The organism is Chitinophaga sp., assembly GCF_036569125.1.
Taxonomy (GTDB): Bacteria; Bacteroidota; Bacteroidia; order Chitinophagales; family Chitinophagaceae; genus Chitinophaga.
Window position 1 is genome coordinate 1 of sequence record NZ_DATCRF010000722.1, and the last position, 16,650, is coordinate 16,650.

General features: G+C 48.8%; 15 protein-coding genes. 7 read left to right on the forward strand and 8 right to left on the reverse strand.

Going from position 1 to position 16,650, the window contains the following annotated elements; translation table 11 throughout:
* Positions 1 to 287: 287 nt before the first annotated feature.
* The 4 genes from VIM87_RS26740 to VIM87_RS26755 all read right to left on the reverse strand — a co-directional run bounded on the left by VIM87_RS26740 (position 288) and on the right by VIM87_RS26755 (position 4,632).
* On the reverse strand, positions 288 to 758 hold the full coding sequence (locus tag VIM87_RS26740; protein ID WP_331999948.1) for a hypothetical protein: 471 nt from the start codon (positions 756 to 758) through the stop codon (positions 288 to 290).
* A gap of 36 nt (positions 759 to 794) precedes the next feature.
* Positions 795 to 2,627 (reverse strand): glycoside hydrolase family 9 protein, encoded by a 1,833-nt coding sequence (locus tag VIM87_RS26745; protein ID WP_331999949.1) that lies wholly within the window; start codon positions 2,625 to 2,627, stop codon positions 795 to 797.
* A gap of 148 nt (positions 2,628 to 2,775) precedes the next feature.
* Positions 2,776 to 3,672, reverse strand: coding sequence for a hypothetical protein (locus tag VIM87_RS26750; protein ID WP_331999950.1), 897 nt, complete (start codon positions 3,670 to 3,672; stop codon positions 2,776 to 2,778).
* Between the two features lie 12 nt (positions 3,673 to 3,684).
* A complete protein-coding gene (locus VIM87_RS26755) occupies positions 3,685 to 4,632 on the reverse strand; it encodes a hypothetical protein (RefSeq protein ID WP_331999951.1) in 948 nt (315 codons plus the stop codon).
* Positions 4,633 to 4,854: 222 nt separating this feature from the next.
* Between VIM87_RS26755 and VIM87_RS26760 the strand changes: the two genes are divergently transcribed.
* Together VIM87_RS26760 and VIM87_RS26765 are read left to right on the forward strand one after the other, a co-directional pair.
* Entirely contained in the window at positions 4,855 to 5,751 is an 897-nt protein-coding gene (locus VIM87_RS26760) for an S-adenosyl-l-methionine hydroxide adenosyltransferase family protein (protein ID WP_331999952.1), read from the forward strand.
* 165 nt (positions 5,752 to 5,916) lie between these two features.
* Entirely contained in the window at positions 5,917 to 8,439 is a 2,523-nt protein-coding gene (locus tag VIM87_RS26765; protein WP_331999953.1) for a TonB-dependent receptor, read from the forward strand.
* A 118-nt stretch (positions 8,440 to 8,557) separates the two neighbouring features.
* Here VIM87_RS26765 and VIM87_RS26770 read toward each other — a convergent pair whose 3' ends face one another.
* A complete protein-coding gene (locus tag VIM87_RS26770; protein ID WP_331999954.1) occupies positions 8,558 to 8,950 on the reverse strand; it encodes a nuclear transport factor 2 family protein in 393 nt (130 codons plus the stop codon).
* A 234-nt stretch (positions 8,951 to 9,184) separates the two neighbouring features.
* On the opposite strand from VIM87_RS26770, the gene VIM87_RS26775 reads away from it, so the two are divergent.
* The 3 genes from VIM87_RS26775 to VIM87_RS26785 all read left to right on the forward strand — a co-directional run bounded on the left by VIM87_RS26775 (position 9,185) and on the right by VIM87_RS26785 (position 11,266).
* Complete coding sequence (locus VIM87_RS26775; RefSeq protein WP_331999955.1) at positions 9,185 to 9,625, forward strand: hypothetical protein; 441 nt, start codon at positions 9,185 to 9,187, stop codon at positions 9,623 to 9,625.
* A gap of 151 nt (positions 9,626 to 9,776) precedes the next feature.
* Entirely contained in the window at positions 9,777 to 10,367 is a 591-nt protein-coding gene (locus VIM87_RS26780) for a TetR/AcrR family transcriptional regulator (RefSeq protein WP_331999956.1), read from the forward strand.
* Between the two features lie 29 nt (positions 10,368 to 10,396).
* Complete coding sequence (locus tag VIM87_RS26785) at positions 10,397 to 11,266, forward strand: alpha/beta hydrolase (RefSeq protein ID WP_331999957.1); 870 nt, start codon at positions 10,397 to 10,399, stop codon at positions 11,264 to 11,266.
* A 158-nt stretch (positions 11,267 to 11,424) separates the two neighbouring features.
* On the opposite strand, the gene VIM87_RS26790 is transcribed toward VIM87_RS26785, so the two are convergent.
* The gene (locus tag VIM87_RS26790) at positions 11,425 to 11,853 is read right to left on the reverse strand and encodes a hypothetical protein (RefSeq protein ID WP_331999958.1); all 429 of its coding nucleotides are present in this window, start codon (positions 11,851 to 11,853) and stop codon (positions 11,425 to 11,427) included.
* A gap of 131 nt (positions 11,854 to 11,984) precedes the next feature.
* Here VIM87_RS26790 and VIM87_RS26795 point away from each other — a divergent pair, with 131 nt between their 5' ends.
* On the forward strand, positions 11,985 to 13,022 hold the full coding sequence (locus tag VIM87_RS26795) for a sugar phosphate isomerase/epimerase family protein (protein ID WP_331999959.1): 1,038 nt from the start codon (positions 11,985 to 11,987) through the stop codon (positions 13,020 to 13,022).
* A gap of 79 nt (positions 13,023 to 13,101) precedes the next feature.
* Here VIM87_RS26795 and VIM87_RS26800 read toward each other — a convergent pair whose 3' ends face one another.
* A complete protein-coding gene (locus VIM87_RS26800) occupies positions 13,102 to 13,887 on the reverse strand; it encodes a FecR family protein (protein WP_331999960.1) in 786 nt (261 codons plus the stop codon).
* A gap of 74 nt (positions 13,888 to 13,961) precedes the next feature.
* On the opposite strand from VIM87_RS26800, the gene VIM87_RS26805 reads away from it, so the two are divergent.
* Positions 13,962 to 15,140: a proline dehydrogenase family protein gene (locus VIM87_RS26805; protein ID WP_331999961.1), complete on the forward strand. Its 1,179-nt coding sequence runs from the start codon at positions 13,962 to 13,964 to the stop codon at positions 15,138 to 15,140.
* Positions 15,141 to 15,425: 285 nt separating this feature from the next.
* On the opposite strand, the gene VIM87_RS26810 is transcribed toward VIM87_RS26805, so the two are convergent.
* Positions 15,426 to 16,650 (reverse strand): RagB/SusD family nutrient uptake outer membrane protein (locus VIM87_RS26810; RefSeq protein WP_331999962.1); only part of this gene is annotated, 1,225 nt, incomplete at its 5' end.

Here is a 16,650-nt window from a genome sequence, read left to right on the forward strand (position 1 = left end):
ATCATAGGACAAGGAATTACGTAACATGTTAGTATTAAGCGCTTTTAATAAAGATATCGGTTTTTAGGCGCTGGAAAAATACAAATAAAAAATATAAATAAAAGAAAATATTAATTAGTAATTGATAATCAATTAAATAAAATTTTACAAAGAGATCATTTCAGGCAACGGCCCATTTTTCTTATCCGGTGCTTACACATAAAATCAATCACATGAAAGTTATTTAAACAGCAAAGCATGCCGTGTGAATGACATGCTTTGCTGTTTGAAGTGATAATAATATACTGCTACCGCGATGGCCGCCTTATTAATAGAACAGCACCCGCAATCCAGAACACCAGCTGGCTAAGTATAAATACCAGCGCGAATATGAACAGCAGCATATACCTGGTTTGAATGTTGGAAAAGGCGCCATAATCATAATACCGGCGTGGCATACCTGCCATACCTGGCATACCATACTCTAATAAAGTATTTGCAAAAATGCCAACTACCAGCGGACAAAGCAGGGTAATAGCTACCTGCGCCCAACGCCATTTAGCTGATAGCAGCGCCTTTCTGCGAAGCAATACATGGATGATCCATGAGGTAAAGAGCTGTGGAAATGCCAGCAACAACGCAGCATAACCCGCCTGCCCAATAACGAAGTAAGTATCGTGCATATGAATATCTATGGCAGCATTGCCATAATAGAGCATGAACGGCAAGGGAAGAAATAACAATATCTCCGGCAACTGCAACAGGTTTCTAAAGAGCACAGGGCAATATATTAATCATTAATTATTCATTATTAATTACTCCGCCAGCGCTACTGCCAGCAAATACCAGGCTGCATGCGGCAGCCATTGCTCCGCCCAGCGCCAGTCATAATCCTTACCGGTAGCAGCATAGGAAAGGTTGAACTCAATATCTTCCTCATTATCCAAACCGCTGGTAATACCATTTACAATACCGCCCGGCGCATTGGTATATTCAAAGGTGCCAAAGAAACCATAGGCAGGGTTGTTATGGCCGGTGCCCTGCAGCATACAGGCGTCATAGGGGTTCAGGCCCAGGATCCAGTTCAGCTGGTCCAGCGCAAAACGTTCCAGGCTGTCGTGCAAAGGTTTATCTTCCTTAAACAAACCGGCTGCCATGCGGGCGGCGCTGGCCATAGAGCCTAAACGCGCATTTTCCCCCTGCCACCAGGGTGCTGTTTCAGCACCATGCGGGTAAAAGAAAGCAGTGCGGCGGTTGCCAGCTGTGTCCTGCACCAGCTGGCGGCTATAGCCGAAAGGATTATTTACTTCATGGGTAACAGACAGCTCAAAAGCCAGGGAACGTTTGATCACTTCTTTGATATGGCTTTGTGTGGCGTCATCTGCAATGGGATAATAATCAACCAGGCTAACCAGCGGGTAGCCTGCATCTGCTGCGTGAAAGAAAGGACGGTCCTGGTCATCGGCACGCCAGTAGTCGTGGTATTTTTTCCAGGAGCTGAGGCGCTGCATCAGCTGTGCCGCTCTTTTATCTGCCGCCGCTTTATAGGCCGGCTTTTTAGTAGCCTTGTATAATTCTGTTGCCGCTTCCAGCGCGCAATAATCATCTACAATATTTTCTTTGCCGTCATTCGTCATGCCGGCATTGTTCTTTTCAAGAAAAGCAAAGGCATCTTCCGCAGCACGCAGGTAATCGGCATTGCTGTATTCACCGGAGGTATCGTAGGTAGATGCAATGGCTAGTGCCGCAATGGAAATGCCGGCGCCGGAGCGGTAGCTGGACTGATAACCTTTCCAGTCGTCGCCGGCAGTTTTTTTATCTGCTGCCTGGTCTTTGGATTGTTTAATGCTGTAACCTTTCTCTTCTCCATGCACTACGCGGTCCTTTGCCAGCTTGCCCGGGCCGGGCGCTGATACAGACCTGTAAAAAGAGCCATTGGCCGCATGCACACGGGCCAGGTAATCGGCCCCGTACATGGCTTCATCCAGCAGGCGGCGGTTATACTGGCGGTAATCCGTACCGCTTTTTTTATGCAGCAGGGCGTAGGTTTTTAATAAGCTCCATACGGTAAGCGATATTTGCTGCGGATTAAAGTAGGTGGAAAAAGTAAGGTGCGACAGGTGTTTGCCATAGTCGCCGGTAGCATCGTACCAGCCGCCATGCATATCTACAGTATCGGTAGTTTTACCGGCCAGCAGTAAATGACGGTCGGCCTGGTCCAGCAGGCCGGAGCTGCGCTGTCCTTTAAAATAATAGATCACATCAGAAATAGTGGCCTGCTCCAATACATTCTTACCAATGCGGAAAGGGTAGGAGCTGATATTTTTACCGGCTGCTGTTATCTGCAGCTGGTAAGTGCCGGGTGTATTGAACGTGCTGAAATCCATGGTCCAGAAAACCCAGTGCTTCCATTTCTGTACCGGGCCGGTAAATACAGGTTTGCCGGTAAACACTGGTTTACCTGCTGCATCCAGCAGCTGAAAGGTGTTGATGGCTACCTGTTTGTCAGCAACAATTACGGCCTGTTTGGCTTTGCCGCCTTCATACCCTACATGATTAGTAACGATCTTAATGGATTGGGCGCACAGGTAAAAGGGAATGCATAACAATAGAATAAGAAGGCTGCTTCTTTTGTTTTGATATAACATAACGGTGTAGTTTTGGCTGCTTACCAGAAAAATACTCATAAAATGTAAAATGTAAAATTTTAAATCATAAATGTAAAAGGGTATGCAGCAAGGCTCCGCTGCACTCCCTCTTACATTTTACATTTTGCATTTGTGATTTTACATTCTTTCAGTCATGCAGCCAAAAACTAAATCCCCTGAACTTTTCAGACAAATACCACTGACTTGTAAAGGCCCTTTTATTTGCAGCGCCGGCCTGGCTTTGCAGCAACATGGTTACTTTACCATTGGAGCGCACGGCTTTGTTGGCGGCATCTTCGGGTAATACGGCTACAATATGCCCGGAAAGGGAAAGCACCGTACGTTGCGCTACAATAATGCCCGCCTTGCCTTTGTTCACTTCTTCCTGGAACTCCGTAAGGTCAAACATGCGTTTCCATCCAAAATCGTCGCCAAAATCATTGAACCAGTTATACAGCCCATTGGCAGTTATTTCATTAATGGTATCGCCGTAGGTAACAGGCACGGTTTCTCCTTTTGCCAGGCGGGTAAGCGCTTTGCCGCTCCACCATACGCGTGGCAGGTAAGCTTTTGCCAGGTAGCAATAATCGTAGGCGTAAATATTACAGAAGGTTTGTTTGTTAGCCGGTTGGTAACGCGGGCTTTTTTCCACGTTCAGGAAATCAATGATCTGCCAGATCTGGTTTACCTTGGTCAGCACATCGGCCCCGGTACGCTCCGGCATGCCGGGTTCATTCAGCGGAAAGCTGCGGCCCGATGTTTTGGAGCGGGTAATGCTTTGCGCTGTTTTCATATGTACTTCCTGTACCGTGGCGGCTTCATCTTCCGGAATGTCTGCCGCTACGCTATCCAGGAACGCAGAGCTGACAAAGCCGGATAACGCTTTACCACCCACCGTTGTGCTAACAAACAGCCAGCCGGCGGGGTGCGGCTGTTCAATTTCTGTTACCAGTGTTTCCTGTGGCAATACTGTAATAATATTACCGGGTTCTATGGCGGCAACACTCCGCAGGCGTAGTGCTGTTTTTACTTTGAACTGTGTCATGTTATATAAGTTTTATCCCTGGGGAGCGTCTTTATGATCCGGATCAGTAGCATCATCATCCTCGTCTGCATCCGGCAGCACATCATTAATATCGTCAGCCTTTGCAGCATCAGTGTCTGCGGCATTGGCATCCGGTGCAGGCGTAACAGCGATCGTGTTAGCCGGGTTGGTGGCGCGTTTATCTGTAGGCAGCTTGTCTTTAAAAGGCACCTGTTGATCTGCTCTTACATTGAACAGCGTTTTAAACAGCTCTTCCAGCTTCTTGGATGCTTCTTTAGAGAACAGTCCTACCATACAGGCAATAGCCATCATCCCAAAGGGATTTAGAGGTGGTACTGGCGCCGGTTGCGGTGGTGTATCCTCTTCATCAGGGTTCGCTGGCGGCTCACCTGCTTCCGCTGTTGGCGCAGCCGCGGTTTTGGTAGTGTCTGTGCTATCCGCAGCAGGAACAGGGGAAGGTCCCTGAACCTTTACAGAATCCGAATCGCCGGGCGGCGGTGTTACCTTGGCTGGGGTTACGTTCACGGCACTGTTGCTGGGGTTTTCGACCGGAACAGTGCTGGTGGTGGAAGCGCCATACGTTAAAATGCCGCCGCGCAGCAGCATGTAAAAGAACAGCGCCATGGCTGCGCCAATAACAGGGCGCAGCATGTACCACGGTATCCATGATGTTACAAAGGAGCGGTTGCCCACAAAAGCGGTAAAGGAAATAAGCAGGTGCACACTGGCGCCCAGCGCCCCGCCCAGCGTCATAAGCAGCAGGTAACGGTGCTCCGGCGTAAGTGTGCAGGCGCTTCCAAACAGGTGTATCTTTTCAGGCACGTTGGAAATACCGGATGGCCACACCTTCAGCACCACGTACAATAGCGTAATGCCCAGCATACCAAAAAATACACTCAGCACGGTAAGTAATACATAATCCTGTGTTGGTTCGGCATCATTAGGGATCTTGCTCTCCATAGATAAGCAGCATTTAGTGGGGTTAGAAAAAGTTATTTGATCTTTTGGGAGCGGGGTAACCGCTGTTCGTACATCCAATATACGGAATATTATTGCGAAATGAAATCCTGATCTCTTCCGGGATTATTTTATCATGATTTGTCTAGTTGTTTTGTAGACTTTAATTTTTCATTAATTTCGTGCTTTCAATCACCCCATTTATTTATTTCACTTATGTCAGGTATGGTCCAGAAATTCGTGTACGTATTTATGTTAGGCCTTTGTATGCACCAGCTGCAGGCCCAGAATAAAATTGTTGTTTTCCAGTCGGATTTTGGTTTGAAAGACGGCGCTGTTTCAGCCATGAAAGGCGTAGCCAACGGCGTATCCAGTGAGCTGAAGCTGTATGATGTAACGCATGAGATACCGGCCTACAACATATGGGAAGCCGCTTACCGCCTGGAACAAACCGTGCCTTACTGGCCTAAGGGCACCGTGTTTGTATCTGTAGTGGATCCGGGTGTGGGTACAAAACGTAAATCGGTTGTGCTGCAAACAAAAGCCGGCCATTTCATTGTAACGCCGGACAATGGCACCCTCACACTGATCGCACAATCGGAGGGCATAGCGGCTATCCGGGAAATTGATGAAGCGGTGAACCGCCGCCAGGATTCCCGCAAGTCGTACACTTTTCATGGGCGCGATGTATATGCCTATACCGGCGCGCGGCTGGCTGCCGGCACTATTTCCTTTGAGCAGGTAGGGCCTGCATTGCCGGACAGCGTAGTAACTATTCCGCACCAGCCGGCCACTTTGCAGGGCGGCGTGCTTAAAGGCACCATTGCCATCCTGGATGTGCAATACGGCAACCTGTGGACTAACATTCCGGCCGATCTTTTTGCAAAGCTGAACATTCCTGCCGGTGGTAAGCTGCAGGTAATAATATACCATAAAGGCCAGCAGGTGTACCAGGGTGTAATGCCCTATGCGCATACCTTTGGCGATGTGGCTTTAGGCCAGCCGCTGGCTTACCTGAATAGCCTGATGCAATTATCATTTGCGCTGAACCAGGGCAGCTTTGCCGCTAAATACCGTATTGAAAGCGGGAGCGACTGGAGTGTGCAGGTGAAAGTGAGGTAGTCCATGGTCGATGGTCGATAGTCCATTGCATTGAGCACATTGCAATTACTGCGAGCAATGACTAATGAACTATGAACCTTTACCGGACTGCTTGCATCACGAACTATGCTATGGACTATGGACCATAGACCGTGGACTTTTATTATACTCCATTAAACCAACGCTATGCATCGTTACTTATACCTTTTGTTATTATTACTGGCATTTCAGCATCCTGCCAACGCGCAGGATACAACCCGTAACAGGGATTCCATAGCGTTAATGGGTGGTAAAGAAACAACCACCCTGCAGGAAGTAGTGCTGATAGGCTCCCGCGGTATTGGGCGCAGCCGCTTAAATACCCCGGTGCCGGTAGATGTGTTTGATATTAAAAAGCTGCAGCAGCAATCTCCCCAGAATGATCTGAACCAGCTGCTGCAATATGTTTCGCCCTCTTTTAATTCCAACCGGCAATCCTCTTCCGATGGTTCCGAACATATAGACCCGGCCAGTATCCGCGGCCTGGGGCCCGACCAGGTGCTGGTGCTGATCAATGGCAAACGGCGGCATACCACTTCACTGGTGAACAACCAGGGCACCGTGGGGAATGGTTCCGTAGGTACCGATCTCAATGCCATTCCCGCATCGGCCATTGAACGCATAGAAATATTACGTGATGGCGCTGCCGCGCAATATGGTTCTGACGCCATTGCAGGAGTGATAAATATAGTTTTGAAAAAGAATGTGCGCCAGCTGTTTGCCTCTGCCACCGGTGGCCTTTCCTCCCGTAATGATGGAGGCCTGGGCCAGCTGAACCTGAACTATGGCCTGCCTTTGGGTAAACAGGGCGGATTCCTGAACCTTACGGGCGAAGCTTATTACCGCGGCCGTACTACCCGTACACAGGATCACGATCTTATTATTTTTGATCAGTCGGCGTTAGGCAACTTCTTTGCCTATCCTTTCGCAAATGACCCTGCAGCCTCCCGTAAATATGATGATGATAAGCTGAAAGAGCTGGGCTTAACCCGCAAAGACTTTAACTTTCAGATAGGCGATGCCCGTATTAAGAATGCCGCAGGTTTCCTGAACCTGGGCCTGCCTTTTAATAATGGTAAGGGAACCTTTTATGCCTTTGGCGGGTATAGCTTCCGGAAAGGGGAGGGCTACGGTTTCCGCCGTTTGCCCAGCGAAACGGAGAACATGGTGTACAGCATTTTCCCGTACGGCTTTCAGCCCAACACCACTTCCCATATCCATGACCGTAGCCTGGCCCTGGGTGTAAAATATAATTTCGGTCCCTGGCAGGCAGACCTGAGCAATACCATCGGCGATAACCGCTTTGATTATTTTGTGAATAATACGGTAAACGCCTCCCTGCAGGATAAAAGCCCTACCAGCTTTACAGCCGGCGGGCATGAATTTTTGCAGAACACAACTAACCTGGATTTTTACCGCCGGTTCGGGGATGTGGCTTATGGCCTGAACCTGGCCATGGGAGCAGAGTTTAGGGTAGATGATTACCGCATTCGTGCCGGTGAGGAAGCCTCCTGGCGTAACTATGGCTTACGGCAAAATGCAGATGGAACGGTAACGGACACACTGGGACTGAGCGGCGGAGCGCAATCTTTTACCGGGTTTTCCCCCGCCAACGTAACACATAAAAGCCGTAACAATACCAGCCTGTATGCAGATGCGGAGCTGGATGTTACCAGCCGGTGGATGATAGGCGGCGCTGCCCGTTTTGAGCATTACAGTGATTTTGGATCTACCATCAATGGTAAGCTGGATACCCGTTACAAAGTAACGGACCATTTTAATATACGCGGCGCCGTTAGTACGGGATTCCGGGCGCCCTCTTTGCATCAGCAGTATTTCAGCTATATCAGCACCGATATTTTGCCGGATGGCAAGCTGGGACAATCCGGCTTTTTTACCAACAGCAGCGTAGTCGCCAAAGCGCTGGACATTCCAACCCTGAAACAGGAAACCGCTCTTAACTACAGCCTGGGTTTTACCGCTAAAGCCGGCAATCTGAGCTTAACGGTAGATGGTTACCTGATCAATATCAAAGACAGGATTGTGCTTACCGGCAGCTTCGGATACGATCCCTTTGGCGATCCGGTGCCGGAGATCCAGAATATTCTGAACCCGCTGGGCGCCAGCTCTGCACGGTTTTTCAGCAATGCAGTGGATACGCGCACACTGGGAATAGATGTGGTGGCGGATTATACGTTGCATGCCGGCCCGCATACGCTGAACATTTCCCTGGGTGGCAATTTCAATAAGAACAGCATTACCGGAACACATGTACCGGAGCTGTTAAAAGGGCAGGAAAGTATTTTCTTTTCACCGAACGATAGCATCCTGATCGTGAAAGGTACCCCGCGCGTAAAAGCCAACCTGGCGCTCACGTACAGCTACAAAAAGTTCAGCACTACCTTGCGCAATGTGTATTTTGGCGAAGTAGCCCGCAACTCCTTTCCCTATGGCAGCGTGCAGCAGCTGAAAGGAAAAGTGGTGACCGATCTTTCTGTGAGCTACACCCTTCAGCCGGTAACCTTTACCGTAGGCGCCAATAACCTGCTGGATGTATTCCCGGATAAACAGATCTACGATAACAGCTATTACGGTGTGTTTAAATATCCATCTGCGCAGATGGGTGTTTTGGGTGCTTTTTATTTTGTGAGGATGACGGTGAATCTTTAGTCCATGGTCGATAGTCGATGGTCCATAGCCTTTAGCGTATTGCTATTACTACGAGCTATGGACCACGTACTGCTTACATTTCGCTCTATGCAATGGACCATCGACTATGGACTATGGATTACCCCCAAAACTCATCTTCCTGCGCTATGTCCGCCGCATAGATTTTAGCAGCTACGATCTTACCATCTTCCACCGTATATACATCAATGTTATCCGTGTCCAGCACAGCGCCGGGGCGATTGGCTTTCCAGTGCAGCACGCAGGCCGCGCTGTTGCCGTTTACGGCCAGCACCTTTACACCGGCCAGCGACATGGTGTTTTGCGATACCTCAAACATACCACCTACCATCTGGAACACTTCCGTACTGTTTTGCTTACGGCCGGAGAAACGGTTATTGCCGGGTTGCTCCCATTTTACATCCGGGTGCAGCAGGGCGCCTAATTTTTCAAGATCTACCTTTTGTACAGCGGTTACAAATTCGTTTACTACCTGTAAGGTTTGCTTTTCCATATTGTTATAGTTTTTGTTGTTATTGATGGTACAAAGCTAGCCTACGGTAACAGGGCAACGGTTATCTATAGACGCCAATGGTTTACCATTTTACGACAAAGAGATTCAATGTGCTGATGTGCTAATATGCTAATGTGCTGTTTATGCATCATTACCTCCGGTCTTGGCCGCCAACAAATACCAGCACATTAGCATATTAGCACATCAGCACATTATTTTTATATTTTTGCACCTATGGCGCAAGACACCCTTACACAGATCACTACCCCTGCCGGCAAAGGAACCGGTGATATGTACAGCATTCCCGTAAGCTACCGGCGGATGGAAAACCTGCATATTGTTTTCTGGCTGCTGAAAGATATTGCCTGGTGTATGATCTGGAAGCCGCTGGGCATTACCATGATCTTCCCTACGCTGATCATTTCCATTGTGATTGCCTGGCGTACCCGCCAGTTTGTGTCAGAGCTGTGCCATAACCTGGCCATTACGGTATGGATCACCGCCAACTCTTACTGGATGATCAGTGAGTTCCTGCACTTTGATGCAAATGTTATAACAGGCGATATCACCTATAAGCACCTGGCCGTAATTCCTTTTGTGACGGGTGTGCTGATACTGGCCTATTACTACCTGTATTACAAGCCACGCCATAAAGATGAAATAGATACGATGTAATTATTTTATAAGCTAAAAGGCCCGTTCCATACCGGTTTAACCGGGAGGAACGGGCTTTTTTTATGCATGGGAGCAGCGTTGCAGAAATAGCCAAGCCATCTTGCCCAAATTTTATTTTTTATTTAAGACCGATAGGTCTAATTTTATATCTATGAAGAAATCAGACCGTACCCGGCAAATGATCATTGAAAGGTCGGCGCCTATTTTTAACAGCAAAGGCGTGGCCGGCACCTCCATCAGCGATATTATGGAAGCCACACAGCTGGCCAAGGGCGGGGTATACGGCAATTTCTCCACCAAGGACGATATACTGATGGCCACCTTTGACCATATTGCGGATACCTTAAAGGAAAAGCTGGCGGGGGTAACTGCGCCGGAGCCCACTATTCGCGGAAAGTTTGAAGCCTTGTTTAAATTTTACAGCCACTATCCGCTAAACCCCTTTGTAGCCGGGGGATGTCCCATACTGAACTTTGGGGTGGATGCGGATGATACCCACCCGCAGCTGCGCAAACGGGTGGCTAAGCTGATCGCTTATTTCCAGGAAAGGATCGAGCAGCTGGTTAATGCCGGTATAAAGCGGGGCGAGTTCAGCGCGGATTGGGATGCGGAACGTTTTGCCATAAAAATGTTCACTATGCTGGAGGGCGCTACCCTCGTAAGCCGTATCAACAATAATAACAAACACATGAAGATAGTGGTGAGTATGTTAAGAGAGGAGATAGCCCAACATGCCCTTTGATTTTTTTGAACACAAACCTATAGTCTTTTATGGAGCAGCAACAGGTAATGCCATTTGCACTTAAGGTCTCTGCTTTTATGTTGTCAAGGCTGGGTAAGCCTTTCCCGGGATTAACAGCCCGCATGTTCTTGTCAATGTACAGCCGCCCGCCTAAAAGAAAGCTGCGGGAATCACACCTGGCAGTAAAGAAAAATGCAGTGGCTGAGCAAATGAGCTTTAGCCGTTATGCTTTTGATGAAAGGCCTATTAACCTGCAGCTGTACCATTGGGGACAGTCTGATAAAAAGGTGTTGCTGCTGCATGGCTGGGGCGGCAGCCCGTTTGATTTCAGGCAAATGATCACCGCGCTGGTAACAGCCGGTTATGAAGTAATAGGCTGGGATGCGCCGGCCCATGGCGCTTCTGAAGGCAAGCAAACCAACCTGGTGCAATGGATGCATGTTATGGAGCAGCTGCTTACCCGCATAGGCCCGGTGCATGCCATTGTAGGGCATTCGCTGGGAGGCCTCAGCGCTGCGCTGGCGCTGGTGCATAAACAGGTGCAGGCGCCCCGTTTGGTGATGGTGAGCGCCGCGGTAAGCGCGCCGGTTTTTTTCCAGGAAACTTTTCACCTGTTCCGTATACCCGACCGTGTTATGCCCAAAGTACACCAGCTTATTATGACGCGTTTGCAGAATGATCTTTTAAACCTGGACCTCTTTAAATATATTGACCAGATAAAAGCAGAAAAGATCCTGGTGATCTATGATGAGAATGACGGGTTAGTAAAACAGGCGCAGATCGATGATTTCCTGCAGCAATACCCTGCCATACAATCGCTGAAGATCAAAGGGGAGGGGCACTTCCGCATTATGCGCAATGAGGAGGTGATTGGGAGCGTACTGCGGTTTATGGAGTAGTTGATGAGTCCATGGTCGATGGTCCATAGTCCATAGCATAGAGCGCAATGATAGTAATACGATAAATGTAATGGTCCATAATCCATGGCATATCAGCAATACGCTGAATGCAATGGACTATGGACCATCGGCTATGGACCTGCGGCTGCAGGCCGCAATTATTTTCCAAACGAATACACTACATCCAGCGTATAAGGCGAGGTGTAATGCCCGGTGAGCTTTAACTGTCTGTCGGAAAGGGTCTGGATCGTTAAAGTGTCCAGGCCAAAAATGAATTTATCATCCAGGGAAGTAACGATCTTTTTATTATCGTCGATCAGCTTATAGGCTACGGTATCCAGGAACGCATTTTTTACCTGGTAAATTTTACCTGCGTTGGCATCAAAGGTCCAGTAATTGCTTTCTGCAGCATAGTTCACCGTATCCTTCTGTATAACGCCGCCCTGGTTATAGGTCCTGAACTGGTTTACCATCGTCCATTTTCCGGGAAGCGCCTGATCAGCGGGTTTGTTAACCTGATCATCATCTTTTTTACTACAGGAAGCAAGCAGTGAAACACCTGCTAACAGGAGAAATATTCGGTTCATTTTCATAGGATAGGATTATTATTGGATGCAATATAATAAAATATTATTATGTATCATCATGTTATCTCATTCGCGCTGCATTTATAGCCCGGATTTTGTATTTTGTCTGGATAACCAGAAATCCCACGTATATGACTACATCCAGAAACCGCCGCGAATTCCTGCGCCAGTTAGGTATTACCACTATGGGTATGGGCCTGCTGCCCGCCGTACTCGCCGCCTGTAATAATGGCCAGTCTACCAAAGAAGCCGGCGCTGATTCTTCCGCTGCTACAGACAGCACAGCCGGTAAAACTGCCGGCGGACCCTTATTCTTTAAAATATCGCTGGCAGAATGGTCGTTCCATCAGGCGCTGTTTGCCGGTAAAATGAACCACCTGGATTTTCCCGTTAAAGCCAAAAATGATTTTGGTATTGAGGCGGTGGAATATGTGAACCAGTTCTTTAAAGACAAAGCTAAAGACAAAGCCTATCTCACCGATCTTAAAAAACGCTGTGATGATAACGGCGTACGCAGTGTGCTGATCATGTGCGACGGAGAAGGAGAGATGGGCGACCTGGATAAAAAGAAACGCATGCAGGCGGTTGAAAATCACTACAAGTGGGTAGAAGCCGCCCAGTTCCTGGGTTGCCACGCCATCCGCGTAAATGCAGCAGGAGAGGGAAAACCGGAGGAAGTATCCAAAGCGGTGATAGAATCCCTGAGCAAATTATCGGCCTTTGGGAAAGATCATAACATTAACGTGATCGTGGAAAACCATGGCGGCACATCCTCCAATGGCAAATGGCTGGCTAACGTAATGAAAACGGTGAATATGCCCAACTGCGGCACTTTACCGGACTTTGGCAACTTTTGCCTGAACCGCACCAAACCGGAAAGCAATACTCCCGAAGGCTGGGCTAAAACCAAATGCCTGGAAGAATATGACCGTTATGAAGGTGTACAGGAGCTGATCCCTTATGCCAAAGGCGTTAGCGCCAAAACATATGACTTTGATGCTAATGGTAATTGCGTGGAAACAGATTACAGCCGTATGCTGAAGATCGTGAAGGACGCTAATTACACCGGGCATATTGGTATTGAGTACGAAGGGCAAAAGCTGTCTGAAGAAGAAGGCATCCGCAAAACCCTGGCCCTGCTGCAAAAAGCAGGAAGCGCGCTAAGCTAATGTGCAGGTGTGCAAATATGCAAATGTGCAGATGTGATGGAAGCGAAGTTCCCCATCTGCACATTTGCATATCTGCACATCAATTAATCGTAATCTCCACCTCATCCCCCCTGATCTTATAGCTGCAATGCGCAGCCTTACGCAGTATTTCCAGCACCTCCTGTAAAGTATTATGCTGGAAGGAGGCTGTCATATTTTTGATGGAGGATACATCCCCTTCTACCGTAATGGTTACCGCAAACCAATCTTCCAGCTGCCGGATCATGGTCATAAAAGGTATATCCTTAAACCGCAGATCTTCCTGTAACCAGGCTTCCAGCTCAGCAGGCTGGTAGGTTTCCTTTTCCATCAGATCAATATCCCTGTTGGCCAGTACCATTTGCCCGCGCTCCAGTATTTCCGGCTGGTTATCGGTGGCGGAGTGGTAGGTTTTGGCCACCCTGACCTTGCCATTCAGCAAATAGGCCGTAGCGCCGGGTTGTGTGGCAAATGACCGGATCTTAAAAGCAGTGCCCAGTGCCGTAACGGTTAGCTTATCCGTTTTTACGGTAAAAGGCCGGCCGTTAATGGTGGGGGCTGCATCAAAATAGGCCTCTCCATCCAGTATAAGCTCCCGGCCCTGCTGCGGAAAGGTGGCCGGTACCAGCAGGCGTGAGCCGGCATTCAGTATTACCGTGCTGCTGTCGGCCAGCTGCAGCTTTTTGCGGTGTCCTACCTGCCCCTGGTAAGTGGTATAGGTAGTTTGCCCGTTAAGCAGGTGCTTAACCGGATCTTCCTTTTGAGGCTGCCGGCATTGTAGCTGGATCCCTGCCATTAACAGCAGGCCCAGAATAGGTAAGGTGTTTTGTACGCTTGTGTTGAACATGACATTTTTGCTGGGAGTGTTAAAAGTAAACAGATTTTTGTTAAAACAATGGCAGCCCCTTAACTTTGCGGCCCATGGAAAAGCAGCTTCCGTTATCATTCGATAACACCGCTATTGCATTTGAACACAAAACAGATAAGGCGCTGAAAAAGGCCGATTTCCTGTTCAGTAATATTGGCAAACCATGGCTGGTAAAGCTGGGCGGCGTGTTAACCCCTCTGGCCTTTAAGCTAAGGCTGCCCGTTAAAGGCCTCATCAAATACACTATTTTTCAACAGTTTTGCGGAGGCGAAAGCCTGGAGGAAGCTGCACAAACCGCACAGGTGCTGGGCAAATATCATGTGGGGGCTGCGCTGGATTACGGCGTAGAGGCCATGGAAGGGGAGGAGAACTATGACCATGCCGTACCGGAATTTATCCGCGCTATTGAATACGCAGCCACCAATCATAACATTCCTTTTATAGCCATCAAGGTAACCGGTTTTGCCCGTTTTGAGCTGCTGGAAAAAATACACAGCCGGCAACCGCTAACGGCAGATGAGCAGCAGGAGTTTGAAAGAGTGCGTAACCGCATCAGGGCCATTGCGGAAGCAGCGGCCAAAAACAAAATAGGCCTGCTGATAGATGCGGAAGAATCCTGGATCCAGCAGCCGGTGGATGACCTGGCCGATGAAATGATGCAGTTGTTCAATAAAACAAACGTTATTGTATACAACACCTTCCAGCTGTACCGCCACGATCGCTGGGAATACCTGCAGCTCTCTTTTAACAGGGCGCAGCAGCAGGGCTACCTGTTAGGCGCCAAGCTGGTGAGAGGGGCCTACATGGAAAAAGAGCGCAAGCGTGCAGAAGCCCTGGGTTACCCGTCTCCCATCCAACCGGACAAAGCATCAACCGATAAAGATTATAACAGCGCCGTAAGGTTTTGTATGGACCGGCTGGACAAGCTGGCTGTATTCATAGGCACACACAATGAAGAAAGCAGCATGCTGGCAGCGCACCTGCTGGATGAAAAAGGATTACCCCACAACCATCCGCATGTAAGCTTTTCACAGCTGCTGGGAATGAGCGATAATATCACCTTTAACCTGGCGCATGCCGGTTATCATGTATCCAAATATTTACCTTATGGTCCTGTGAAGGATGTAATGCCTTACCTGCTGCGCCGTGCGCAGGAAAATACTTCTATCTCCGGGCAAATGGGCCGGGAGCTGGGTTTGATCAGGAAGGAGCTGAAGAGAAGAGCAATATAATTTAAGCGGAAAGCATAAAGCAAAAAGCAGAAAGCATCGGAGCGAGTGCCCGGCTTTCTGCTTTTTGTTTTATGTTATTCCTGCATTGTTTTCCAATCCGCGAATGTAATTCGCTGCAATCAGCTTTCCGCTTTGTGCTTTGCCCTTTCAGCTTTCCGCGAATATCATTCGCTTCAATCAGCTTTTTGCTTTCTGCTTTGCGCTTTCAGCTTTTCGCGAATATCATTCGCTTCAATCAGCTTTTTGCTTTTTGCTTTTTGCTTTCTGCTCACTGCTTTTCCCGCTCTACTGATTTTCATTCTGCGGTATCGGAAACGCCGACCATACATCATCACCGGCGCGGTCTAAGGGTAAGGTGTTCAGGCGGTTATACCTGCGCACATCTATCCAGCGGTGGCCTTCATAGAAAAGCGAATACCGGCGCTGCCGCAACATTTCATCTATCAGGGCTGCCTGCGTAACGGCGCCTGCATACGCGGGTATATTATGCCCTGTGCGAATGCGGTTCAGCGCTACTATGGCGTCCGGGAATGCATTGGTCTGGATCTTGGCTTCTGCATAGATCAGTATTAATTCCTCATTACGGATAATGGGAATAGGCGCGGTGTTGCTGGTATAGATCCATACATCGCGGTTGCTGGTTAAGCCGCCCTGGCTGGCTGCGCTGGTGCGCAGTGTGGCCTTTTGTATGCGGTCATCGCCCGGGGTAATATCCAATGCGTAAGAGGGATGCGCCACCCTTACCTCACCGTTTGAGTTTTGCGCAAAGTAACAGGGGTTCAGCTGCTCGCCGCTGCCGTTACCAAACACATGATACACACCGGTGGTAAAGCTGCCGTTCAGGTCAAAGAACGATTCGTTCAGCGCCGTTAATGCCTGCGCCCACTGCTGCCGGTATACCGCCACCCTGGCGGCCAGCGCCCGGTTAAATTTCAGCAGGCCTGCCGCATCTTTAAAACCAGTAAACCCGCCGGATAAAGGAAAAAGTATTTCTGCACCGGTAAGGCTGGTCTTTCCATCTTCCAGCATTTGTGCAATAGAATCCAGCGCAACATTTTTCTGTACAATAGGCCCGGGGTTTTCAAAGTCCTGCACACTAATGCGAATGCCATTTGCATCGGTCATGTTCAGGTTCAGCAATAGCTGGTAAGCCATAATGGTTTTGGCAAAACCCAGGTAGCCATTCCGCTGCGGCGCAGTAATAAAGCTGGAGTTGGTGGCTGCCTGCAGCAATATATTCCCCTGCCTTACTACACGGTAGCGTGAAGCCCATGGGTTGGTAAGGTAAAAGGTGTTATTATCCAGCGTAGAGGAGCCCGCGCCTAACAGCTCGGTATAAAAACGCGGTTCAGAGCCGGCAAAACGGTAAATATCACGCCCAATAATGCCTACTGCATCATAATAAGTGCCCAGGGTAAAGCGCATACCCGATTCTGCCCCGGTTACCAGGTTATTCAGCTCTTCCTTGGTAGGGTTGCGGGTAATAGCGTCGGCCTGCGGTGTGTTTAAA